This is a genomic window from Pseudomonas haemolytica (genome assembly GCF_009659625.1).
GTDB lineage: Bacteria > Pseudomonadota > Gammaproteobacteria > Pseudomonadales > Pseudomonadaceae > Aquipseudomonas > Aquipseudomonas haemolytica.
In genome coordinates this window covers 235,849-260,560 of the sequence record NZ_VOIW01000007.1, presented here as the reverse complement: position 1 = coordinate 260,560, position 24,712 = coordinate 235,849, and the positions used below count along the sequence as shown (strand labels likewise).

The 24,712-nt window shown below is 61.1% G+C and carries 21 protein-coding genes; 12 read left to right on the top strand and 9 right to left on the bottom strand.

The features are described from left to right. Positions 1–7 precede the first annotated feature (7 nt). Entirely contained in the window at positions 8–367 is a 360-nt protein-coding gene (locus FRT59_RS22890) for a PilZ domain-containing protein (RefSeq protein ID WP_034115997.1), read from the bottom strand. 222 nt (positions 368–589) lie between these two features. Beyond that, positions 590–964, bottom strand: a complete 375-nt coding sequence (locus FRT59_RS22885) for a tetratricopeptide repeat protein (RefSeq protein ID WP_153872464.1) — start codon at positions 962–964, stop codon at positions 590–592. A 175-nt stretch (positions 965–1,139) separates the two neighbouring features. Between FRT59_RS22885 and pyk the strand changes: the two genes are divergently transcribed. Beyond that, positions 1,140–2,591 (top strand): pyruvate kinase, encoded by a 1,452-nt coding sequence (gene pyk / locus FRT59_RS22880; protein ID WP_034115799.1) that lies wholly within the window; start codon positions 1,140–1,142, stop codon positions 2,589–2,591. Between the two features lie 160 nt (positions 2,592–2,751). On the opposite strand, the gene FRT59_RS22875 is transcribed toward pyk, so the two are convergent. Continuing rightward, positions 2,752–3,684: an iron-sulfur-binding ferredoxin reductase gene (locus tag FRT59_RS22875; RefSeq protein ID WP_153872463.1), complete on the bottom strand. Its 933-nt coding sequence runs from the start codon at positions 3,682–3,684 to the stop codon at positions 2,752–2,754. A gap of 216 nt (positions 3,685–3,900) precedes the next feature. Here FRT59_RS22875 and FRT59_RS22870 point away from each other — a divergent pair, with 216 nt between their 5' ends. From FRT59_RS22870 to FRT59_RS22850, 5 genes are all read left to right on the top strand, one after another. Then, complete coding sequence (locus tag FRT59_RS22870; RefSeq protein ID WP_005790979.1) at positions 3,901–5,424, top strand: fumarate hydratase; 1,524 nt, start codon at positions 3,901–3,903, stop codon at positions 5,422–5,424. Between the two features lie 147 nt (positions 5,425–5,571). Beyond that, complete coding sequence (locus tag FRT59_RS22865) at positions 5,572–7,329, top strand: ATP-binding protein (protein WP_153839094.1); 1,758 nt, start codon at positions 5,572–5,574, stop codon at positions 7,327–7,329. A 2-nt stretch (positions 7,330–7,331) separates the two neighbouring features. Further along, on the top strand, positions 7,332–8,657 hold the full coding sequence (locus FRT59_RS22860) for a sigma-54-dependent transcriptional regulator (protein ID WP_153872462.1): 1,326 nt from the start codon (positions 7,332–7,334) through the stop codon (positions 8,655–8,657). 284 nt (positions 8,658–8,941) lie between these two features. Then, positions 8,942–10,261, top strand: a complete 1,320-nt coding sequence (locus FRT59_RS22855) for an MFS transporter (protein WP_034115803.1) — start codon at positions 8,942–8,944, stop codon at positions 10,259–10,261. 107 nt (positions 10,262–10,368) lie between these two features. Then, positions 10,369–11,001, top strand: a complete 633-nt coding sequence (locus FRT59_RS22850) for a flavin reductase family protein (RefSeq protein WP_034115804.1) — start codon at positions 10,369–10,371, stop codon at positions 10,999–11,001. A 63-nt stretch (positions 11,002–11,064) separates the two neighbouring features. On the opposite strand, the gene FRT59_RS22845 is transcribed toward FRT59_RS22850, so the two are convergent. Together FRT59_RS22845 and FRT59_RS22840 are read right to left on the bottom strand one after the other, a co-directional pair. Next, a complete protein-coding gene (locus FRT59_RS22845; protein ID WP_153872461.1) occupies positions 11,065–11,343 on the bottom strand; it encodes a hypothetical protein in 279 nt (92 codons plus the stop codon). A gap of 8 nt (positions 11,344–11,351) precedes the next feature. Continuing rightward, entirely contained in the window at positions 11,352–11,693 is a 342-nt protein-coding gene (locus tag FRT59_RS22840) for an antibiotic biosynthesis monooxygenase family protein (RefSeq protein WP_034115806.1), read from the bottom strand. Positions 11,694–12,021: 328 nt separating this feature from the next. Here FRT59_RS22840 and FRT59_RS22835 point away from each other — a divergent pair, with 328 nt between their 5' ends. Next, entirely contained in the window at positions 12,022–12,951 is a 930-nt protein-coding gene (locus tag FRT59_RS22835) for an AraC family transcriptional regulator (protein WP_153872460.1), read from the top strand. Positions 12,952–13,073: 122 nt separating this feature from the next. On the opposite strand, the gene FRT59_RS22830 is transcribed toward FRT59_RS22835, so the two are convergent. From FRT59_RS22830 to edd, 4 genes are all read right to left on the bottom strand, one after another. Beyond that, entirely contained in the window at positions 13,074–14,543 is a 1,470-nt protein-coding gene (locus FRT59_RS22830) for an ATP-binding protein (RefSeq protein ID WP_034115808.1), read from the bottom strand. Next, entirely contained in the window at positions 14,533–15,309 is a 777-nt protein-coding gene (locus FRT59_RS22825; protein WP_153872459.1) for a response regulator, read from the bottom strand. Before FRT59_RS22825 ends, FRT59_RS22830 begins: the two co-directional genes overlap by 11 nt. Before the next feature lie 77 nt (positions 15,310–15,386). Further along, complete coding sequence (locus tag FRT59_RS22820) at positions 15,387–16,343, bottom strand: glucokinase (RefSeq protein WP_034115810.1); 957 nt, start codon at positions 16,341–16,343, stop codon at positions 15,387–15,389. Then, entirely contained in the window at positions 16,340–18,166 is a 1,827-nt protein-coding gene (edd, locus tag FRT59_RS22815) for a phosphogluconate dehydratase (protein WP_153872458.1), read from the bottom strand. The genes FRT59_RS22820 and edd overlap by 4 nt, the downstream gene beginning before the upstream one ends. Positions 18,167–18,387: 221 nt before the next feature. On the opposite strand from edd, the gene gap reads away from it, so the two are divergent. The 5 genes from gap (at position 18,388) to FRT59_RS22790 (ending at position 24,602) form a co-directional block, all read left to right on the top strand. Next, positions 18,388–19,389, top strand: coding sequence for a type I glyceraldehyde-3-phosphate dehydrogenase (gene gap / locus FRT59_RS22810; protein ID WP_005791003.1), 1,002 nt, complete (start codon positions 18,388–18,390; stop codon positions 19,387–19,389). A gap of 226 nt (positions 19,390–19,615) precedes the next feature. Continuing rightward, the gene (locus tag FRT59_RS22805) at positions 19,616–20,134 is read left to right on the top strand and encodes an RNA polymerase sigma factor (protein ID WP_034115812.1); all 519 of its coding nucleotides are present in this window, start codon (positions 19,616–19,618) and stop codon (positions 20,132–20,134) included. 74 nt (positions 20,135–20,208) lie between these two features. Then, a complete protein-coding gene (locus FRT59_RS22800) occupies positions 20,209–21,177 on the top strand; it encodes a FecR family protein (protein WP_034115813.1) in 969 nt (322 codons plus the stop codon). A gap of 117 nt (positions 21,178–21,294) precedes the next feature. Then, on the top strand, positions 21,295–23,856 hold the full coding sequence (locus FRT59_RS22795) for a TonB-dependent receptor (protein ID WP_153872457.1): 2,562 nt from the start codon (positions 21,295–21,297) through the stop codon (positions 23,854–23,856). 137 nt (positions 23,857–23,993) lie between these two features. Next, on the top strand, positions 23,994–24,602 hold the full coding sequence (locus FRT59_RS22790; protein WP_153872456.1) for a biliverdin-producing heme oxygenase: 609 nt from the start codon (positions 23,994–23,996) through the stop codon (positions 24,600–24,602). Positions 24,603–24,712: the final 110 nt, after the last annotated feature.

The window sequence follows — 24,712 nt, the reverse complement described above, 5'->3', positions numbered from 1 at the left end:
CATGCACTCAGACAGAGGCCTGTAAAGGATCAAAGCTGAAGTACTGCACCAGCGCGTTAATCAGTTGCCCGTACTCTTCGGGTGCCTGATGCACGGCAAACCCGGAATCGTAATGCTGTGGGTTGACATCTTCACGGCTCCACAAGCAGGTCGCCGTCAGGTCAATCGCCTGGAATTCGCCTTTCGCCACTGGAATTTTCAAGCACAGCTCGAAATCCACATCGATCATCATGGGTAACTGGCTGATCAGCATCAGCCCAGTTTCTGAGACATTGCCCAGAAACCCAATCGGCTTGTCGGTGACACGATTAAACACCTGCAAAAAATAAGGCAGTTGATGCCTTTCGATCCGTCGCTGGGTAAACATGGTGAAGTCGCCATCCAATAGCCAAGAGCCTGGCCGTGCCAGTGATTCGGAACGAGCAATGGCCCGCTCTCCCCGAGTCTCGGTGTGACGACAGGTACCGCTTGTCACCAGACAGCTGCCGAGTCAGGGCCTTGCATCCGTTCGAATAGAAACTTGTACAAACGAACATTCAAAGAATAGCCCAAGACTGGCGACGGGCCAGCTATCGAGTGACAAATATCATTACAAAGACGCAGGCCGGGGTTTTGCTGCGACTGCGGCCGGGAAATGCCCCAATTGCTGCAAGGTATCGAGCCTGGCGCGAGCACGGTAGGCATATTCGCTGGATGGGTATTGGCTGATGATGAACTGATAGGTTTGTGCTGCATCGACGAACAGTTTCTGGCGCTCCAGGCATTGGCCGCGCAACATCGAAACCTCCGGCTGCACATAACGACGGGTACGGCTTTCACGATCGACCTGGGATAACTCCAGGGTGACGCGCTCGCAATCACCCACCCCATAGGCACGGTAAGCGTTGTTCAAATGGTGGTCCATCGACCAGCGGGTGCAGCCGACAACACTGACGGCCAGGGCAGCAACGAGCAAAATTCGCATGGGGGTTCTCCTGTCTTGTGCAGTGTATCGACCCGTGGTCGAAAATCTTCAAGGGTGTTTACCGATTCAGCCGCAGCAAAAACAAGCCAATCGTCGATAAGTAGTGCAAACGAACAATGACTACAACGAAAGAGCATAGTAGCCTTCCCCAGCGCTTGAACTCAGGAGTCTGTGCATGTCCGTCCGTCGCACCAAAATCGTCGCCACCCTTGGCCCGGCCAGCAACTCGCCGGAAGTCCTCGAACAGCTGATTCTGGCTGGTTTGGACGTTGCCCGTCTGAACTTCTCCCACGGCACCCCGGACGAGCACAAGGCTCGCGCCAAGCTGGTGCGTGACCTCGCCGCCAAGCATGGCCGCTTCGTCGCACTGTTGGGTGACCTGCAAGGCCCGAAAATCCGTATCGCCAAATTCACCAACAAGCGGATCGAGCTGAAGATCGGTGACAAATTCACCTTCTCCACCAGCCACCCGCTGACCGAAGGCACCCAGGACGTCGTGGGTATCGACTACCCGGACCTGGTCAAGGATTGCGGCGTCGGTGACGAACTGCTGCTGGACGACGGTCGCGTGGTCATGCGTGTCGATACCGCGACACCGACCGAACTGAACTGCACCGTGATCATCGGCGGCCCGCTGTCCGACCACAAAGGCATCAACCGTCGCGGTGGTGGCCTGACGGCGCCGGCCCTGACTGAAAAAGACAAGGCCGATATCAAGCTCGCCGCCGAAATGGAAGTCGACTACCTCGCCGTCTCCTTCCCGCGCGACGCCGCCGACATGGAATACGCCCGTAAACTGCGCGACGAAGCCGGCGGTACTGCCTGGCTGGTAGCGAAGATCGAACGCGCCGAAGCCGTGGCCGACGATGAAACCCTCGACGGCCTGATCAAGGCGTCCGACGCCGTGATGGTTGCCCGTGGCGACCTGGGCGTGGAAATCGGTGACGCCGAGCTGATCGGCATCCAGAAGAAGATCATCCTGCACGCACGCCGCCACAATAAGGCAGTGATCGTCGCGACCCAGATGATGGAGTCGATGATCCAGAACCCGATGCCGACCCGTGCCGAAGTGTCCGACGTGGCCAACGCCGTGCTCGACTACACCGACGCCGTGATGCTCTCGGCTGAAAGTGCGGCTGGCCCGTACCCGCTGGAAGCCGTGCAGGCCATGGCGCGCATCTGCGTCGGCGCCGAAAAGCACCCGACCAGCAAGACCTCCAGCCACCGTATCGGCAAGGTCTTCGAAAGCTGCGACCAGAGCATCGCCCTGGCCGCCATGTACACCGCCAACCACTTCCCAGGCGTCAAAGCGATCATCGCCTTGACCGAAAGTGGCTACACGCCGTTGATCATGTCGCGCATTCGTTCTTCGGTGCCTATCTACGCGTTTACCCCTCACCGCGAAGCCCAGGCCCGCGCGGCGTTGTTCCGCGGCGTGTACACCATTCCGTTCGATCCGGCTTCGCTGGCACCGAACGAAGTCAGCCAGAAGGCTATCGACGAACTGGTCAAACGCGGCGTTGTAGAGAAAGGCGACTGGGTCATCCTGACCAAGGGCGACAGCTACCACACCACCGGTGGCACCAATGGCATGAAGATCCTGCATGTGGGCGACCCGCAGGTCTGAGTGACACGCTGAAAAAACAAAAGCCCTGTCATGAAAATGGCGGGGCTTTTTGCATTTCAAATGCCGGTTTAGGTGTTGAACCGTCAGGCCTCATCGGGGGCAAGCCCCCTCCCACAGCTAATCGCGTACACCCGCAAAGCCTGTGCTCGACAGTCAGCGCTCAACCACGGGGCAGGAACACATCGGCCAGCATTTGATTACGCGGCAATCCCGCCAGGAACAGGCGCTTGGAGAAGGCCTCGACGCTGGCAGGGTGCCCGCAGAGCAAGGCCAGCGTTTGCCGCGAAACCAGCCGCAGTTGCGCTAATGCCTGGTTCAACTCCGCCGCCGTCCATAGCTCCACCGTCAGGTTCCCATGCAGCGCGGCAAGCGCCGCCAGGGGTCCGGCCAGGTAATGAGCATCGGCATCATGGGCCAGGTGAATAACCCGAATAGCCCCCTGATGATCCTGGCGCAACGCCTCGCGCAATACGCCCCACAACGGGCCCAGGCCGGTGCCGGAGGCCAGCAGCCACAACGGCCGCGACTGCCAGTCAGGGTCATATTGCAGCGCCCCGCCACGCAACTCGCCCAGGCGTAGAGGCTCACCGACCTTGAAGTGTCGAGCGGCATCGCTGAATTCACCGGGTTGACGGCAGTCGATATGAAACTCCAGGTACGCGTCCTCCTGGGGCAAGCTGGCCAGGGAATAGGGGCGCGCCACCTGCCCCGCCCACACCACCAGATGCTGCCCGGCCCGATATCGCAGGCCGCGCTCCGGTTGCAGTCGCAGGCGCAGCACCGTTGAGTTCAGCCAATCGGCGCCGACCACTTGGGCCGCCAGACCGTCGCGCTGTGGGTCGAACGCTTCGACCTTGAGATCGCCGCTGACCCGGCACTGGCATGCCAGGCGCCAACCCTCCTGGCGTTGCGTCGGGCTCAGGGCCTCGGGATGCTGGTCGTCAACGTCTCCCTGGCACCGCACCAGGCACGCGTGGCAACTGCCAGCGCGACAACTGTAGGGCACGGCCACACCCGCCTGATTCAAGGCATCCAGCAGGTTACTGCCGGTGGCGACCGACCAGTGGCGTTCGCCGACGTGCAGTTCAGGCATATGAGGTCTCGATCAATAGGTTTGCGCACAGGGAATCACGCCCGGCAGAGTTTGACCATAGTCGGGTGTATCGGCCACCGCGCCGGGTTATACTGCCGCGCCTTTTTAGCGTCGCGCCTGCACCACTTTGGCGTGCCTTGGAAAGATGGTTTCAGCCGACCGACGTAACACTGAAGCCACCTTTATTGAATGTTCCCTTATAGAGGAGCGCGACTCATGACCGTGATCAAGCAAGACGACCTGATTCAGAGCGTTGCCGACGCCCTGCAATTCATTTCCTACTACCACCCCGTTGACTTCATCCAGGCCATGCACGAAGCCTACCTGCGCGAAGAATCGCCGGCGGCCCGTGACTCCATCGCCCAGATCCTGATCAACTCGCGCATGTGCGCCACCGGCCACCGCCCGATCTGCCAGGACACCGGTATCGTCACCGTGTTCGTGCGCGTAGGCATGGATGTACGCTGGGACGGCGCCACCATGGGCCTGGACGACATGATCAACGAAGGCGTGCGTCGCGCCTACAACCTGCCGGAAAACGTCCTGCGCGCCTCGATCCTCGCCGACCCGGCAGGCGCGCGCAAGAACACCAAGGACAACACCCCTGCGGTGATCCACTACTCCATCGTCCCGGGTAACACCGTGGAAGTGGACGTGGCAGCCAAGGGCGGCGGTTCCGAGAACAAGTCGAAAATGGCCATGCTCAACCCGTCCGACTCGATCGTCGACTGGGTGCTCAAGACCGTTCCGACCATGGGCGCCGGCTGGTGCCCACCGGGCATGCTCGGCATCGGCATCGGTGGTACCGCCGAGAAGGCCGCGGTGATGGCCAAGGAAGTGTTGATGGAATCCATCGACATCCACGAGCTGAAAAAGCGCGGCCCACAGAACCGTATCGAAGAGATGCGCCTGGAGCTGTTCGAGAAGGTCAACCAACTGGGCATCGGCGCCCAGGGCCTGGGTGGCCTGACCACCGTGCTCGACGTGAAGATCATGGACTATCCGACCCACGCCGCCTCCTTGCCGGTGTGCATGATCCCCAACTGCGCCGCCACCCGTCACGCGCACTTCGTGCTCGACGGTTCGGGCCCGGCGTCGCTGGAAGCGCCATCGTTGGACGCCTACCCGGAAATCGTCTGGGAAGCCGGCCCGTCGGCCCGTCGCGTCAACCTCGACACCCTGACCCCGGAAGAAGTGCAGAGCTGGAAGCCGGGCGAAACCGTACTTCTCAACGGCAAGATGCTCACCGGCCGCGACGCCGCACACAAGCGCATGGTCGAGATGCTGAACAAGGGCGAAACCTTGCCGGTCGACCTCAAGGGCCGCTTTATCTACTACGTAGGCCCGGTTGATCCGGTGCGCGAAGAAGTGGTTGGCCCGGCTGGCCCGACCACCGCGACGCGAATGGACAAGTTCACCCGCCAGATCCTCGAGCAAACCGGCCTGTTGGGCATGATCGGCAAATCCGAGCGCGGCCCGACCGCCATCGAAGCGATCAAGGACCACAAGGCCGTGTACCTGATGGCCGTGGGCGGCGCCGCTTACCTGGTGGCGCAAGCCATCAAGAAGTCGCGTGTAGTGGCGTTCGCCGAACTGGGCATGGAAGCCATCTACGAGTTCGACGTGAAAGACATGCCGGTCACCGTTGCAGTAGACAGCAAGGGTGAGTCGGTACACATCACCGGTCCTGCCATCTGGCAGAAAAAGATCAGTGAGAGCCTGGCGGTAGAAGTGCAGTAAGCACTTTTTCCACACGCATAAAGGCGACTGCGGCCCCACGGCCCAGTCGCCTTTTTTATTGGGGTGAAGGCGCTTGCTCCTACACCACAAAATGCAGTCCGGCTCATGGTATGGTGCTCGCCCCTTACCGCGCTTGTTCATCATCGTATGATCGTGATCCCTCGCCCTCTGCGTCTGACCTTTTACTCGCTGTTGATCATCGCCGGTGCGGTGCTGGCCGCTGCCTTGGCCACGCGTCATGCCGAACGCCAAGCCTTGGTGGATGACGCCGCTCGTGCCAATCAACAGCTGGCGTTATACGCCAACTCGCTGCACACCCTGATCGAACGCTACCGTGCCCTGCCCGCCGTGCTGGCCCTGGACTCGGAAATGATCCGCGCCTTGAAGGGCCCACTGGATAGCACCACCCAGGACGTGCTCAATCGCAAGCTCGAACGCATCAACGGCGCCGCCCAGTCCTCGACCCTGGAACTGATGGACCGCACCGGCCTGGCAGTGGCCGCCAGCAACTGGAACCTGCCCAGCAGTTATGTGGGGCACAACTACGCGTTTCGACCGTACTTCAGCCAGACCCTCAGCCAAGGCACCGGGCGCTTTTATGCGGTGGGGGTGACCACTGGCATTCCGGGTTACTTCCTCTCCAGCGCGGTGGTCGATGAACACGAACAGTTCCTCGGCGCCATGGTGGTCAAGCTGGAATTCCCAGAACTGGAACGCGAATGGGCCCAGGGTAATGACTTGCTGCTGGTCAGCGATGCGCGCGGCATTGTGTTTATTGCCAACCAGCCAGGCTGGCGTTATCGCAACCTGCGGCCGCTGTCAGAGAGCGACCTGGCTGAACTCAAGGCCACCCGTCAATACGACAAGAAACAGCTGCAACCGCTGGAAACCAACACCCTCCAGCACTTCGACGAAAACAGCCTTCTGGTGCGGGTCAACGGCCCCGATGGCAACGCTAATTACATCTGGGAATCCCTGCCACTCAAGGCCGAAGGCTGGACCCTGCATCTGCTGCGCAAACCCCAGTTCGCCTTTGAAGACCAACGCAATGCCGGCCTGGCGGCTGCCGGTTCCTGGCTGGCGCTGGTGTTCCTGGTGCTGTTTCTCAGCCAACGCTGGCGCCTGGCCCGCTTGCGTCAGCGCAGCCGCGAAGAGTTGGAACAGCTTGTGGAAGAGCGTACCCAGGCGCTGCGCACCGCCCAGGATGGCCTGGTGCAGTCGGCCAAGCTGGCGGCACTGGGGCAGATGTCCGCCGCCCTCGCCCATGAGATCAACCAACCACTGACAGCCCAACGCATGCAATTGGCGACGCTGCGGCTGTTGCTCGACCACGGCCGGGTGGACGATGCCTACAAGGCGCTCACGCCGCTGGACGACATGCTCACGCGCATGGCCGCGCTCACCGGCCACCTCAAGACTTTTGCACGTAAAAGCCCCAGCGGCCTGCGCGAACGCCTGGACCTGGCCACCGTGGTCGACCAATCCCTGCACCTGCTGGATGCGCGCCTGCGCGATGAAACCATCGGCGTAGTGCTGGACCTGACACGCCCGGCCTGGGTACGCGGCGACGCAATTCGACTGGAACAGGTGCTGATCAATCTGCTGCGCAACGCCCTCGACGCCATGGCCGCCAAACCACGCAAGCGCCTGGAAATCCGCCTGCACGCCGATCAGCAGCTGTGGCAACTGACCGTCAGCGACAGCGGCGGTGGCATCGCCGAAGAACACTTGAACAGCGTGTTCGACCCGTTCTTCACCACCAAACCGGTGGGTGACGGCCTCGGCTTGGGGCTGGCGGTGTCCTACGCTATCGTGCATGAATTGGGCGGGCGCCTGAGCGCCGGTAACCGTGGTGACGGCGCGGTATTTACCCTGACCTTGCCGATTGCACTGGAGACGCCATAGCCATGTTGAACGCAGTGATTGTGGTCGATGACGAAGCCAGCATTCGCACGGCCGTCGAGCAATGGCTGAGCCTGTCGGGGTTTGAGGTGCAGCTGTTCAGCCGCGCCGAAGAGTGCCTGGCACAACTGCCCAAGGACTTTCCCGGGGTAATTTTGAGCGACGTTCGCATGCCCGGGCTCAGCGGCCTTGAGCTGCTGGCCGAGGTACAGCGGCGGGATGCCGACTTGCCGGTGATTCTGCTCACTGGCCATGGCGACGTGCCGATGGCCGTCGAAGCCATGCGCGACGGTGCCTATGACTTCCTGGAAAAACCCTTCAGCCCGGATGCCCTGCTCAACAGCCTGCGCCGGGCGCTGGACAAGCGCGGCCTGATCCTGGAAAACCGCCGCCTTCACCAACAGGCCGATCACCGTGCACAACTGGAATCCAGCCTGCTGGGGGTATCGCGCAGTTTGCAGAACCTGCGCCGCCAGGTGCTGGACCTCGCGACCTTGCCGGTTAACGTGTTGATCCGTGGCGAGACCGGCAGCGGTAAGGAGCTGGTCGCTCGCTGCCTGCATGATTTTGGCCCGCGGGCCAAGAAGCCGTTTGTGGCGCTCAATTGTGCAGCCATCCCCGAGCAGCTATTTGAAGCCGAGTTGTTCGGCCACGAAAGCGGTGCGTTTACCGGCGCCCAGGGCAAGCGCATCGGCAAATTGGAATACGCCCACGGTGGCACGCTGTTCCTGGATGAAATCGAAAGCATGCCCCTGGCCCAGCAAGTCAAATTGCTGCGGGTGTTGCAGGAACAGAAGCTGGAGCGGTTGGGATCCAACCAAAGCATTCATGTGGATCTGCGCATCATTGCCGCCACCAAACCGGACTTGTTGGAAGAGGCTCGCGCCGGGCGATTTCGTGAAGACCTGGCCTATCGCCTGAACGTCGCACAACTGCGCTTGCCGCCGTTGCGTGAGCGTCGCGAAGATATCCCGTTGCTGTATGAACATTTTGCGCACAGTGCTGCCGAGCGTTTGGGCCGCCATGTCGAGCCCTTGAGTGGGCCGCAGCTGGGGCGCCTGCTCAGCCATGACTGGCCGGGTAACGTACGCGAACTGGCCAACGTCGCTGAACGTCAGGTGCTGGGGCTGGGCGAGCCGGAACCGGAAGAGATCGAAGCCGGGCAATCGCTGGCGGCGCAGCAGGAGGCGTTTGAGGCGCATTGCCTGAAAGCTGCGTTGACTCGGCATAGAGGCGATATCAAGGCGGTGCTGGCCGAGCTGCAACTGCCGCGCCGCACGCTTAATGAAAAGATGCAGCGGCATGGGTTGGTGCGGGAAACATTTCTCTGACCTAGCTTATGTAGCGATTGTAAGGACGTCTTCGCGAGCAAGCCCGCTCCCACATTTCGATTTGTGAATACATTCAAGTGTGGGAGCGGGCTTGCTCGCGAAGGGGCCAGCAGCCATAAGCGGATTTCCGCTCACCACCTCAAAACCATCAGCGAATTTCCGCTCAAAAAAATCTTGCAACCCGTCTATTCCGGGCCCTCATCTACCTGGCACAGCTCCTGCTATAGCCGAATCAGGCTGCGTTCGCGCCGCTCCATAAAAACAACTAGATGAAGGATCCTTCAATGGATAACTCCAACACCTTGCCTCTTGGATCGACGGCAGAAAAAACGCAGGGACGCACCACCTCCAGCCGGATCAAGTCGATCTTCAGCGGATCGGTCGGCAACATGGTCGAGTGGTACGACTGGTACGTCTACGCCGCCTTCTCACTGTACTTCGCCAAGACCTTTTTCCCCAAAGGCGACACCACCGCCCAATTGCTCAACACCGCCGCGATCTTCGCCGTAGGCTTCCTGATGCGCCCGATCGGCGGCTGGCTGATGGGGCTGTACGCCGACAAAGTCGGACGTAAAAAAGCCCTGATGGCCTCGGTATACCTGATGTGCTTCGGCTCACTGCTGATTGCCCTGAGCCCAGGCTATGAAATGATTGGTATCGGCGCGCCGATCCTGCTGGTGTTTGCCCGCTTGCTGCAGGGCCTGTCGGTCGGTGGCGAATACGGCACCTCCGCCACTTACCTCAGCGAGATGGCGACCAAGGAACGTCGCGGCTTCTACTCCAGCTTCCAGTACGTGACCCTGATCTCCGGCCAGCTCATCGCGCTGGCGGTGCTGATCGTGCTGCAACAATTGCTGACCACCGAGCAGCTGTACGCCTGGGGCTGGCGCATTCCGTTCGCCATCGGCGCCCTGTGCGCAGTGGTCGCGCTTTATCTGCGTCGCGGCATGGAAGAAACCGAGTCGTTCACCAAGAAGGAAAAGGCCAAGGAAAGCGCAATGCGCACCTTGATGCGCCACCCCAAGGAACTGATGACCGTGGTCGGCCTGACCATGGGCGGCACCCTGGCGTTCTACACCTACACCACCTACATGCAGAAATACCTGGTGAACACCGTCGGCATGAGCATCTCCGACTCCACCACCATCTCGGCGGCCACGCTGTTCCTGTTCATGTGCATACAGCCTCTGGTCGGCGGGCTGTCGGACAAGATTGGCCGGCGGCCGATCCTGATCGCTTTCGGTATCCTCGGCACCCTGTTCACCGTACCGATCCTCACCACACTGCACACCATCCAGACCTGGTGGGGCGCGTTCTTCCTGATCATGGCGGCGCTGATCATCGTCAGCGGCTACACCTCGATCAACGCCGTGGTGAAAGCCGAACTGTTCCCCACAGAAATCCGCGCCCTGGGCGTGGGCCTGCCGTATGCCCTGACCGTGTCGATCTTCGGCGGTACCGCTGAATACATCGCCCTGTGGTTCAAGAGCATCGGCATGGAGACCGGCTACTACTGGTACGTGACCGCGTGTATCGCAGTGTCGCTGATGGTCTACGTGACCATGAAAGACACCCGTAAGCATTCGCGGATTACCACCGACTAACTGTCCGACGTGGTAAAAACTGTGGGAGCGGCAGTGCGACGATTCGACTTACTCGCTCCCACATTGGATATGATGGCCGCCCCCAAAATTCAAAGCAGGACCGGCCCATGTCCGATGATATCCACTTCTATGAACCCGCCAACGGCCACGGTCTGCCCCACGACCCGTTCAACGCGATTGTCGGCCCACGGCCGATTGGCTGGATCTCGTCACACGACAGCGAAGGGCGTCTGAACCTGGCGCCCTACAGCTTCTTCAACGCGTTCAACTACATCCCGCCGATCATTGGCTTTTCCAGTGTCGGGCGTAAAGACAGCCTGAACAATATCGAACAGACCGGCGAATTCGTTTGGAACCTGGCCACTCGCTCGCTGGCCGAGCAGATGAACCAGAGTTGCGCAGCGGTATCGCCTGAGGTGAATGAATTCGAGTTATCCGGCCTTACGCCGGTGGCCTCGAAAGTCGTCGGTGTGCCACGGGTGGGCGAGAGCCCGGTGTCGTTCGAATGCAAGGTGACGCAGATCATCCAGCTGCAACGCGCCGATCAGCAGTTGGTACCGAGCTGGCTGGTGCTGGGCGAAGTGGTGGCGGTGCACATTGCCAAGTGGCTGCTAAAGGATGGGATCTACGACACCGCTGCCGCCGAGCCGATTTTGCGCGGTGGCGGCCCAGCGGATTACTTCCAGCTGGGGCCGGAAGCGCTGTTCAAGATGTACCGCCCAGGCGTCACAAAACCCTGACTGAAATGCAATAAAAATGTGGGAGGGGGCTTGCTCCCTCCCACATTTGCTCATCTGTGTTGTTTAGTTCGCAGCAGTTGCCCAGCTCAGTCGGCCTTCTTCGTCCACATCGACCAGGCACTCAAGCTGCAGCGTCGCCGCATCATCGGCATCCGAAGCCGTCTTGAACTTCTGCCCATCAAGGATCTTGTGAAACTGCGGTGCACCCATGCCATCCAGTGCCTTGACGGCAACGGCGGCGCTGTAGCCCCCTTCACCTGGTACTACGGCGGAAACGGCTTCGTGGTGGGCAAATTGTCTACGTGCCATGTTGCAGGTCCTGGCCAATGGAAAGTCGGCCATTGTAACCCTCAACCGGCGAGTTGCAGGTACTCGCCGTAGGCGTGTGCGGCGGATGCATCGGTGAAGGTCTGGAAGTCCATGCTGCGGACCACCATGTCGTTCAACAGCTCGGTAAAGATCATCAGGGCCGGAGAGCTGAAGTAGGCACTCATGGCCTGCTCGCTGCTCCAGAACCCCGACACCAGCCAGACATCGGGATCGACCTGGGAATGCTGCAACGAGAATTGCAGGCAACCCTGGGCCTGGCGACCCGGTTCAATCAAACTGCTCAAGCGTGCACCGAGTTCGGTGCTGCACCCGCTACGGGCGCGGATAAAGGCCATATGGCTCGCGGGAATGGGGGTGGACATGTTCGACTCTCCCGTTGAGAAGTGATGCTCGGCAAACACTGTGGGGGCGTGTTGCCACAGGATCAAAGATAACGACGTGGATGCGGGTGCGGTTAGTCAATTCCTGCAGGCTTATTGCACAATCCTGCGAAAAACGTAGAGAGGGCGTTTGGCATCGCTGATTCATTCCATGCACAGGCCCAGTGTTTCAGGGAGATGACAGCCTGCATGATTGCCTGATTCGCGACATATCGCAGGATCAGGCAAGGATCAGGCAGAATCGACGTAACACTATTTGAAAAGCCGCCACTAAGCTGAGCCCATCAAAGCAGCGTGTAGAGGACGCCCAATGCCGTCGCCCAATCCAAAGTCCGCTCCCCTCGATGCCGAGATGGAGAAACAACGCGCCGAGCTGGCCAGTATCGTGCACCGCCATACCTGGGAAGACGGTTCCTACGGCACGGCGATCACCTCGCTGTACCTGAACCGCCACAACACGCCACGGGATTTCATGCCGGTGCTGGTGGAACCTGCGCTGTGCATCCTCGCCAGCGGCAGTAAGGAAGTGCGCCTGGCCGACGAAATCTTTGCCTATGACCCACTCAACTACCTGGTGTTTTCGGTGGCGATGCCCGTGGCCGGGCGGATCATTGATGCCACCGCCGAAGACCCCAACCTGTCGGTGCGCATCAACATCGACCCGGCGCAACTGACAGCCCTGATCGCAGAGGCAGGGCCGATGGGCGTGCCCTCGCGCCCGTCGACCCGCGGGATGTACGTTGACCGCATCGACCACCCACTGCTCGACGCGGTACTGCGCCTGACCCGCCTGCTGGATACACCCAAAGACATCGCCATGCTCGCGCCGTTGATCAACCGGGAAATTCTCTACCGTTTGCTGCGTGGCCCACAGGGTTATCGCCTGTATGAAATTGCTGTGGCCAACAGCCAGAGCCATCGGGTCAGCCAGGCGATCAAGTGGTTGAACGGCAACTACGAACAACCGCTGCGCATCGACGATCTGGCCAAGGAAGTGAACCTGAGCGTCTCGACCTTGCACCATCGCTTCAAGGCGATCACCGCCATGAGCCCGCTGCAATATCAGAAACAACTGCGCTTGCAGGAGGCCCGTCGGCTGATGATTGCCGAAGGGCTGGAAGCCTCGGCGGCGGGGTATAGGGTGGGGTATGAAAGCCCGTCGCAATTCAGCCGGGAGTACAGCCGGTTGTTTGGCGCGCCGCCCCTAAGAGATTTGGCCCGACTGCGCCAAAGTATCTGACCGGATGAAGATCAAAATGTGGGAGGGGGCTTGCTCCCGATGGCGGTATGTCAGTCACTGATTTGTTAACTGAACCACCGCAATCGGGAGCAAGCCCCCTCCCACATTTGATCAGCGTGTGTTCAGTCTAAACCGCGGGGCAGTTGCAGGGTGACGCGCAACCCACCCTCGCGCAAATTCTGCAAACTCACCTCGCCCCCATGGCTATGGGCAATGTTGCGCGCAATCCCCAATCCCAAGCCGTAGCCCTGTTGCTGCCCGGCCAGGCGGAAGTGCGGCTCGAACACCTGTTCCAGCCTCTGTTCCGGTACGCCGGGGCCTTCGTCATCCACATGCAGGATGAACTGCGCGCCATCATCTTCGATATGTAAATGCGCGTTCTGCCCATACTTCAAGGCGTTGTCGATCAGGTTGCCGATGCAACGCTTGAGCGCCAGCGGCTTGCCGGGGTAAGCCGCCAGCGCCGCGCCATCCAGGGTCACGCGGCCATTGCCGTTGGGCGCCAGGTACGGCTCCACCAGGCATTCGAGTACGTGGTTGAGATCCACCGGCTGGATGTTCTCGTGGATGTCAGTGTCTTTCACGCACTGCAGCGCGCCTTTGACCAGCAGTTCCAACTCATCCAGGTCACGGCCGAACTTGGCTTGCAGGTTCTCGTCTTCGAGCAACTCCACACGCAGGCGCAGGCGGGTAATCGGTGTGCGCAGGTCGTGGGAAATCGCGCTGAACAATTGGCTGCGTTCGGTCAGGTAACGGCTGATGCGTTCGCGCATGGCATTGAACGCACGGCCCACTTCCACCACTTCACTGCCACCGCCTTCGGCCACCGGTTCTACATCGGCGCCCAGGGACATATCCCGCGCTGCCCGTGCCAGGCGCTTGAGTGGCCGGCTTTGCCAGTGCACCAGCAGGCCGATGAACAACAGCAGGAAGCCGCTGGTCAGCACGATAAACCACACCTGTTGGGACGGCAGGCCTTGTTCTTCAAGGCTGGTATAGGGTTCGGGCAACAGCGAGGCGATGTACAGCCATTCGCCGGGGGCGAGTTGAATCTGGGTGACCAATACCGGTGGGTTCACCGGCTCCAGGGTTAACGCGTAATGGGCCCAGGAGCGTGGCAGCTCGTCGAGCTTGAGCCCGGCATTGAAGATGCGCAGGTCTTCGGCGCTGACGAACTCCACCGAGATATGCACGTCGGCACCCAGGGTCTGGCGCAGCACTTCGTCCACCGCGACCAGTACCGCCTGTTTGCGCGGGGTTTCAGGTAATACCTGCATGTCCAGCGGGCGATCATTGAGGGTCACGACAAAACGGGTGCCGCCCATGCTGCGCAACTGGTCGAGGACCAACGGCCGATAGGCCACCGGCAGCGAACGAAAGTAACTCACGCTGGCAGTCATCGAATGCGCCAGGCTGCGGGCGCTGGTGACCAGGCCCTCGAGCTGGGTGGCGCGCAATTGCGAAACCCAGATCACGCTGGACAGCGCCTGGGCGAACAGCACCGCCAGTAACGTCAGCAGCAACATGCGCCCCAGCAGTGAACGGGGCACCGGGAAGCGCCGGCGGCGCTCGCTTAAAGGCTCAGTGGGCATTGCCGGCAACCACGCTGGCTGCCAGTTGATAACCGCTGCCACGCACGGTGCGGATCAGCCTCGGGGGTTTTTCGGTATCGCGCAAGCGTTGGCGCAGGCGGCTGACGGCCATATCGACAATGCGGTCCAACGGCATCAGGTCACGCCCACGTGTGGCGTTGCCGATGGTGTCGCGGTCAAGGATCTGTTGCGGGTGGTCGAGAAACAACTTGAGCAAGGCGAAGTCGGCGCCGGAGAGGATCACCTCTTCACCGTCAACGTGGAACAGTCGGTGGCTGATCATATCCAGGCGCCACTCGTCGAACACCAGCACATCGCCACTGCTGCCGCGCTCCTGGCCAAACTGGCAGCGACGCAACAGCGCCTTGATCCGCGCCTGCAACTCGCGGGGGCTGAACGGCTTGCCGATATAGTCATCGGCGCCCAGCTCAAGGCCAATCACGCGGTCGGCTTCGTCGGAACTGGCGGTGAGCATGATGATCGGCACCTGCGCCTGGCGCGGGTGCTGGCGGATCCAGCGGCAAAGGCTGAAGCCGTCTTCATCCGGCAGCATTACATCAAGGATAACCAGGTCGCACGGCGCCTCGTTCATCGCCTGGCGGAACCCCGCGCCATCCGGCACACCACGCACCTGGAAGCCGGCGCGACTGAGGTAGGTTTGCAGCAATTCGCGGATTTCCTGGTCGTCGTCGACGAGGAGAATGGATTTACTGATTACGCTCACGGGGTCCTCCTTGTTGTTATGGGGTGTTCTTGATGGCCTCATCGGGGGCAAGCCCCCTCCCACATTTGAAACGCGTTCCAATGTGGGAGGGGGCTTGCCCCCGATGAGGCCATCACTGCCTAAGCAAATGCCTGCTCTAACGCCACACCCGCCCCGGTCAACCCGGAATACGGCGCAGTCACCAACCACACCGGAATACCTTTGAAGTAGTCACTCATGCAGCCCTTATCGCTGAAACTCTTGGCAAAACCGCTGTTGATAAAGAACTCGGCAAACCGCGGAATCACCCCACCCACGATATACACACCACCGCGCCCACCCGTGGTCAGCACATTGTTACCGGCCACCCGGCCCAGCCAGATGCTGAACTGGTCCAGCACTTCGATGGCGATAGGATCGCCGGCCAGGCCCGCTGCGGTAATGGCTTCGGGGCTGTCCAGCACCGGCGTATGCCCATCGACTGCACAAATGGCGCGGTACAGGCGCGGCAACCCGCCGCCGCTCAAGGCGGTTTCGGCGCTGACATGGCCGATCTCGGTGTAGAGGTGCTGCCATAACTGGGTTTCCCGCGGGCTGCTCAGGGGCAGGTCGACATGCCCGCCCTCCCCCGGCAAGGCCGCAAAACGGCCAGCGCCCAGATCCAGCAAGGTACCCACACCGAGGCCGGTGCCCGGGCCGATCACCACCGCCGGGCGCAACGGTTCCGGCGTGCCTTCGCAGACCACGCGGAACTCATCGGGTTTGAGGCGCGTCATGCCCAGGGCCATGGCCGAAAAGTCATTGACCAGCAGCAGTTCATCCACTTGCAAGCGCTTGCAAAAAGCAGTCTTGCTCAGGCGCCAGTGATTGTTGGTGAATTTAAATTCATCCCCGCTCACCGGCCCGGCCACCGACAGGCACACCGCACCGATGTCCCCGATTTCCAGGCCTTCCTCTTTGAGGTAGACCTTGATCGCCTCTTCAGGGCTCTGGTGATCCGCCGTGGCATGCACGCGGATCGAATGCAGCTCCTGGTCCCGCCATAACGCAAAACGGGCGTTGGTACCCCCGATATCACCGACCAGCGCAAGCTTCACTTAAGCGTCTCCAAGGCAGAGGTAAAGGCGCTGGCGCCCTGCTCTGCGGAGCTTGCGGCCAAGCGCATGAATGCAAACAGCTCGCGACCGGCGCCCACGTTATTGCCCAACAGGCCCGTGGCAGGCGTACGCGCTGCAAATGTTGCGGCGTCTACCTTAAGCTCCAAGGTGCCGGTAACGCCATCCACACGGATGATATCGCCATCCTGCACCCGCGCCAGCGGCCCGCCGCTCTGGGCTTCGGGGTTGACGTGAATCGCGGCGGGGATCTTACCCGACGCGCCGGACATACGCCCGTCTGTCACCAACGCCACTTTGAAACCACGGTCTTGTAACACGCCGAGGAACGGCGTCATCTTGTGCAATTCCGGCATGCCGTTGGAGCGTGGGCCCTGGAAGCGCATCACCGCGACGAAGTCTTTTTCCAGCTGGCCGGCCTTGAAGGCGTCGGCCAGGTCCTGCTGGTCCTGGAACACTACCGCTGGCGCTTCGACAACCTGATGCTCCGGCGCCACGGCCGAGACTTTCATCACGCCACGGCCGAGGTTGCCTTCCATCACGCGCAGGCCGCCTTCCGGCGAGAACGCACGAGCCACCGGCCGCAGGATGGTTTCGTCGAGGCTTTCAATCGGGCCGTCGCGCCAGACCAGCTCGCCGTCCACCAGGAACGGCTCCTGGATGTACCGGCTCAGCCCCTTGCCGGCCACGGTGTTGACGTCTTCGTGGAGCAGGCCGGCTTCGAGCAGTTCGCGGATCAGGAACGACATGCCGCCCGCCGCCTGGAAATGGTTGATGTCGGCCTTGCCGTTTGGGTACACGTGGGACAGGGTCGGCACCACCTCGGAGAGGTCGGCCATGTCTTGCCAGGTCAGGATGATGCCCGCCGACATGGCGATGGCCGGCATGTGCAAGGTGTGGTTGGTGGAGCCGCCAGTGGCGTTGAGGGCAACGATGGAGTTGACGATGGACTTCTCGTCGACAATCTCACCGATAGGCGTGAAGTTGCCACTGACCTTGGTCAACCGCGTGACCTGGTGCGCGGCTTCGCGGGTCAACGCATCACGCAGCGGCGTGTACGGGTTGACGAACGAGGCGCCCGGCAAGTGCAGGCCCATCACTTCCATCAGCAACTGGTTGGTGTTGGCGGTGCCATAGAAGGTGCAGGTGCCGGGGCTGTGGTAGGACTTCATCTCCGATTCCAGCAACTCTTCGCGGCTGGCCTTGCCTTCTGCATAGCGCTGGCGCACATCGGCTTTCTGCTTGTTGGAGATACCCGACGGCATCGGCCCGCCCGGGACGAAGATCATCGGCAGGTGGCCATAGCGCAGCGCGCCCATCATCAGGCCGGGGACGATCTTGTCGCAAATGCCCAGCATCAGCGCGGCGTCGAACATGTTGTGGGACAGCGCTACCGCCGTGGACATGGCGATGACTTCACGGCTGAGCAGGCTGAGCTCCATGCCCGGCTCGCCCTGGGTCACACCGTCGCACATCGCGGGAGTGCCGCCGGCGAACTGGCCAACCGAGCCGACTTCGCGCAGGGCTTTCTTGATCTGTTCCGGAAAATGTTCGTACGGCTGATGCGCCGAGAGCATGTCGTTATAAGAAGAAACAATTGCCACGTTAGCGGCATTCATCATGCGCAGGCTGTTTTTGTCTTCGGTGCCGCAACCGGCCACGCCGTGGGCGAAGTTGGCGCATTGCAGCTTGCCGCGCATCGGACCGTCGCTGGCTGCGCCGCGAATGAGCGCAAGGTAAGCCTCACGGGTGGCGCGGCTGCGGGCGATAAGCCGTTCGGTGACCTCAAGAACGCGGGGATGCATGTATAGAACTCCAGGCTAACGGATGTGGCGACCTGAGTGTCTATGCTGATCAAACGCCCACGGCTCATGGGATGGCAGGGGGTCGTTTGGATCATCGGACCAGTTGATTCAGGTCACTCGTTGTAGATTGAACAAAATATTGCCACTAAAAAGGCTTGTTTTCTATTTTTATGCGAATAATCTTGTAATTCTTACAACAAATCGACGACAGGCACTTTCCAATGACTCTTCGTATCGCAATCAATGGTTTTGGCCGTATCGGCCGTAATGTCCTGCGCGCACTGTATACCCAAGGCTATCGCCAGGATTTGCAGATCGTCGCCATCAATGATCTGGGCGACAGCTCGATCAATGCACACCTGCTCAAGTACGACACCGTACATGGCACTTTCGATGCAGAGGTTGCCCACGATCAGGAAAGCCTGACCGTCAATGGTGACCGGATTGCCGTCAGTGCCATTCGCAACCCCGCCGACCTGCCGTGGGCTGCGCACAAGATCGACGTGGTGTTCGAATGCACCGGTCTGTTCACCGACCGTGACAAGGCTGCCGCCCATATTACCGCCGGCGCGCGCAAGGTGATCATCTCGGCACCGGCCAAGGGTGCAGACGCCACCGTGGTCTACGGGGTGAACCATGACATTTTGCGTCAGTCCCACCAGATCATCTCCAATGCGTCGTGCACCACCAACTGCCTGGCGCCGGTGGCCCAGGTGCTGCACCGCGAGCTGGGCATCGAAAGTGGCCTGATGACCACCATTCACGCCTACACCAATGACCAGAACCTCACCGACGTCTACCACACCGATCCGTACCGCGCGCGCTCGGCTACCCAGAACATGATCCCGAGCAAGACCGGCGCCGCTGAAGCGGTTGGCCTGGTGCTGCCGGAGCTGGCGGGCAAGCTGACCGGGATGGCAGTGCGCGTGCCGGTGATCAACGTGTCCCTGGTGGACCTCACCGTGCAGTTGAAGAAAGAAGCCACGGCCGATGAAGTCAATGCCCTGCTGAAACAGGCCAGCCAGCACTCGAAGATCCTCGGTTACAACACCCTGCCGCTGGTCTCCAGTGACTTCAACCATAACCCGCTGTCGTCGATCTTCGATGCCAACCACACCAAGGTCAGCGGCAAGCTGCTCAAAGTGCTGGCGTGGTACGACAACGAGTGGGGCTTCTCCAACCGCATGCTGGATAACTGCCTGGCGCTGTGCAACGCCGAGTAACCCCACCCTTTTATGGGAGTCGGACTTGTGTGGGAGCGGGCTTGCTCGCGAATGCGGTGGTTCAGCTGGCCTATTCGCTGACTGACACGCCGCATTCGCGAGCAAGCCCGCTCCCACATGGGGTTTGGGCATTTCCTTGCACCTGCGCTGGCCCACAGAAATAGCCACTTGCCATTTCAGTTGATGATAAGCATTATCATTCGCTGCAAATCGGTCTGGTATCACTGTGAGCCAATCTCGCTTCAACCAAGTCTTTCTCACCCAACGGGTGATTCTGCTACGCACCTTGCAGCGGATGGTGAATAACCACAGCACTGCCGAGGACCTGTTGCAGGAAACCTACCTGCGCGTGACCCGGGCCCTGAGCGAGCGGCCAATCGACCACCTTGAGCCTTTTGTCTACCAGACGGCGCGGAACCTGGCGCTGGATCACTTGCGCGCGCGTCGGATCCAGGCCCGTACGCTGCAGGAAGATGTGCCGCTGGATGTCCTGCAAAGCGTCGCCGCCCCGGTCAGCACACCTGAAGAAGCCACCCAGGCCGAGCAACTGCTTGAGCACCTGAGTGTCAGCCTCGGCCAGTTGAGCGCCCGCCAGCAGCGGATTTTCATCCTCAGTCGCCTGCACGGTTGCAGCTATCAGGAAATTGCCGATCAATTGGGCGTGTCCTTGAGCACCGTGCAAAAAGAACTGAAATTGATCATGGCCATCTGTGTAGGTGTGGCCGAACGGCTGGATCAGCCTTAAGCTTCACCCCACAGAGGTGTCGATCCAAGCTGTAGGAATGATGAATAGAACGTGGCGAAGACCCGAGGAACACCGTGACGGACCCGAATAAACTGCGCCCCCATGAGCTGGCTCATGAGGTGTTGCAAGACACGGCCATGGACCAAGCCCTCGATTGGCTGATCGCCTTGCAGTGCCCGCAACCCGGGCAGCAGGCTGAGTTCGACGCCTGGCTGGCCAAGGACCCGGCACACGTCCACGCCTTCAGCAAGGCCCAAGCCGCCTGGGGTGGTGCGCCGGTACACAGCGCCGCGGTGGCCCTCGCAGCGCCGCGCAAGCCGAGCGGCTGGCGCCGGATAAAACCGCATTGGAAACCCCTGGCCACCGCCGCTGTGCTGCTGATTGGCCTGTTCAGTTTCAGCAACCTGCCGGTGCGTCTGCAGGCCGACCATCTCACCGTCGTCGGCGAGCGCCAGCGCCTGCAACTGGATGATGGCTCCAAGGTGCTGCTGAACACCAACTCGGCGTTTTCCAGCAGCATCAAGGACCACCAGCGCATTGCGCGCCTGTACCAGGGCGAAGCGTTTTTCGAAATCGCCCCCACCCGCGGCCTGCCCCTGGAAATCGACGCCGGCCCCGTGCGCGCCAGCGTGCGCGACACCGCTTTTGCCGTGCGCTACCTCAATGGCGAAGCCCAGGTACAGGTGCAACGCGGCGATGTCGACCTGAGCAATACCTTCGACGATGCCCGCGTACGTCTGAGTGCCGGCGAAAGTATCCGCATCGGCCCCAAGGGTTTCGGCCAGCCGGCCAAGCTGGATGCCAGCAAGGATCTGGCCTGGGTCCAGGGCCGGCTGGTGTTCGAAAACTGCCCGATGAGCGAAGTGCTGGCCGAACTGCGCCGCTATTACCCGGGCTGGATCGTCAACAACAACGAACAACTGGCCAGCGTCGCCGTCACTGGCAACTACCGCCTCGACCAGCCTCTGGACGTGGTGCGCTCCCTGGCCCACATCACCTCGGCCAAGCTGTCGGAATACCCAGCGTTGGTGATCTTGAACTAAATGAGAATTATTTTTACTCGATAGTGCACGGTGGTACGTCTCGTCTTAGCCAATGCAACTGATTCCTATTTGGTTCGGTTCGCAACTATAAGATTCGTATTCCCCGGAGCGCTCTCGATGTCCTCTCGTTTCAACCGCCGGTGTTCTTCGCCCGTTTTGTCCTTGCTGACCGCCGCGATCCTGCTGGCTGGCGCGCCGGTCATGGCCGCCGCCGCCGAACCGGCCCAACGCAGCCACGCAAATTACACGTTCAGCATCGAGCAGCAACCACTGGTGTCGGCACTCAACGCTTTTACTGCGGTGACGGGTTGGCAAGTCGGCCTGCCGGCTGAGCTGGGCCAGGGTGTGTCGTCCCCTGGCGTTCGTGGCCCGTTGTCGCCGGAAAAAGCCCTGGACCGGCTGTTGGCGGGGACCAACCTGAGCTACCGCAAACTGGGCAGTAACAATATCGTGCTGGAGAAACGTGCAGCGGGCGGCGCCCTCAACCTGCAACAGGTGACCATCAGCGCCACCCGTAACGAACAGGATGTGAACAGCGTACCGAGCACCGTCAGCGTGCACGACCGCCAGGAACTGGACCGCCAGAACACCAACAACATCCGTGAACTGGTGCGCTACGAACCCGGCGTTTCCGTCGGCGGCGCCGGTACCCGTTCGGGTAACGCGGGCTACAACATCCGTGGTATCGACGGCGACCGCGTCCTCACCCAGGTGGATGGCGTCGAAGTGCCCAACAACTTCTTCAACGGCCCCTACGCCAAGACCCGCCGCAACTACGTCGACCCGGAAATCGTCAAGCGCGTGGAAATCCTGCGCGGCCCGGCCTCGGCCCTTTACGGCAGCAGCGCCATTGGCGGTGCGGTGAGTTATTTCACCCTCGACCCGGATGACATCATCAAGCCCGGCAAAGACGTCGGCGCCCGCCTGAAGACCGGCTACAGCTCCGCCGACGAGAGCTGGCTGACCTCCGGCACCTTCGCCGGGCGTGTACAGGACTTCGACGGCTTGCTGCACCTGAGCCAGCGCAATGGCCATGAAACCGAATCCTACGACGGCAACAACGCCACCGGCCTGGCCCGCACCGGCGCCAACCCGGAAGATGCGCGCACCACCAACATACTGGCCAAGCTGGGCTGGAACTATGGCGATGACAACCGCCTGGGCCTGACCTACGAGAAGTTCAAGGATGATCGCGACGTCAATCTGAAGAACGCCGTGGGCGGCCCGTTCATCGGTGGCCGGGGCATGAACCTCTACCGTGCCCGCTCGGGCAACGACACCATCACCCGCGAGCGCTTCGGCCTGGAAAACACCTTCGCCCTTGAATCGCCGATTGCCGACCACATCAAGACCAGCCTCAACTACCAGATCGCCAAGACCGACCAGACCACCGCCGAAATCTACCAGGCTGGCCGTCGCGTCCTGCGCACCCGCGACACCCTTTACGAAGAAAAACAGTGGGTCTTCGACGCTCAGTTGGACAAGGCTTTCAGCCTCGGTGAGACCGACCACCAAGTAACCTATGGCACCACCCTCAAGCAGCAGAAAGTCACCGGCTCCCGCGAAGGCTCGGCCTCGTGCCTGGCGGTGGGCTCCGGTTGCACGGCGATCGGCGCGCCCAGCCCGCAAGCGGGCGACAGCGTGAAGAAGGCCAGCGACTTCCCCGACCCGACCATCAACACCTACTCGCTGTTCGCCCAGGACCAGATCACCTGGGACAAATGGACCTTTCTGCCCGCCGTGCGTTATGACTACACCCGGCTCAAGCCCAAGCTGACCGAGGAATTCCTCAGCACCGTCAACCCGACCGGCGAATATACCGTCGACGGCAAAGACAAAACCTGGCACCGCGTAACGCCCAAATTCGGCCTGACCTATGCTCTGACCGATAACTACACCTGGTTCGGCCAATACGCCGAGGGCTTCCGTACCCCGTCCGCCAAGGCCCTGTACGGTCGCTTCGAAAACCTCAACCTGGGCTACACCGTCGAACCCAACCCCGACCTCAAGCCGGAAACCAGCAAAGGCATCGAAACCGGGATTCGCGGCAAGTTTGACGAGGGTTCCTTCGATATCGCGGTGTACTACAACAAGTACCGTGACTTTATCGACGAAGACAACGCCGTGGTCGGCGGCACCGTGGAGCAGTTCAAGGCCGTCAACATCAAGCGCGCCACCATCAAGGGCGCGGAAGCCAAGGGCCGCCTGAACCTGGACGCCTTCGGCGCGCCGAAGGGCCTGTATACCCAAGGCTCGATTGCCTACATCTACGGCCGCAACGACGACAATGGCCAGCCGCTCAACAGCGTCAACCCACTCAAGGGCGTGTTTGGCCTGGGCTACGACCAGGACAACTACGGTGGCCTGCTGAGCTGGACCTTGGTGAAGAAGCAGAATCGCGTCGACAGCAGCACCTTCCACGCGCCCGACGGCAGCACCGACGGCCCGTTCAAGACCCCAGGCTTCGGCATCCTCGACCTGACCGCCTACTACAAGGTCACCAACGACGTCACCCTCAATGGTGGCCTCTACAACCTCACGAACAAGAAGTACTGGAACTGGGATGACGTGCGCAGCTACGACAGCGTCGGCGAAGCGGCGGTGACCGGCCCGGCCAACCTCGACCGCCTGACCCAGCCGGGTCGCAACGTTGCGATCAACCTGATCTGGGACATCTGATCCACCCGCCTCACCTCGCCGGAATCAATCAGCGGCGGGGTGAGGATTTTTTACTGTGCCGCGTCTTCTTGTTCGTCTAGTTGATAACAGCTCTCTTTAGGGCACCCAGGCGCTCCCCCTTCTCAAGGACTTTTTTCATGACCGCTTCTCCTACCGCAGAACGCCCAAGCCTGCGCTCCCAGCGCCTGAACCAGATCACCAACGCGCCACACACCAAGCTCGATGCGCTGGTGAAGGCTCACGCCCCGTTCGAAACCCAAGCCAACTTCGCCCGTTTCGTGGTGGCTCAGTACCTTTTCCAGTCGGAGCTGGTAGCCCTGTACAACGATGCCGAACTGATCAAGATCGTCCCTGACCTGGCTGCACGCTGCCGCGCCGAAGCGGCCAAGCTCGACCTGGCGGACCTCGACACCGAAATCCCGGCCCCAGTCGCCGGTGCGGTGAACAACCCGAGCAAGGCCGAAGCCCTGGGCTGGCTGTTTGTGTCCGAAGGTTCCAAGCTGGGCGCTGCGTTCCTGATCAAGCGCGCCGTGGGCCTGGGCCTGAGCGAAACTTTCGGTGCCCGTCACCTGGGCGAGCCGGCCGGTGGCCGCGCCGAAGGCTGGAAGAGCTTCACCCGCACCCTCGACGGCCTGGAATTCAGCGCTGAAGAAGAAGCCGCCGTGGAGAAAGGCGCGATCGATGCGTTTGTACGCTTCACCGTGTTGCTGGAACAGGCGTACGCTACGGCCCCTGAACTAGCCTGATTCCGAAATTGAAATGCAATTAGACCTGTGGGAGCGGGCTTGCTCGCGAAAGCGGTGTGACAGTCAATACATCCGTGACTGATAGACCGCATTCGCGAGCAAGCCCGCTC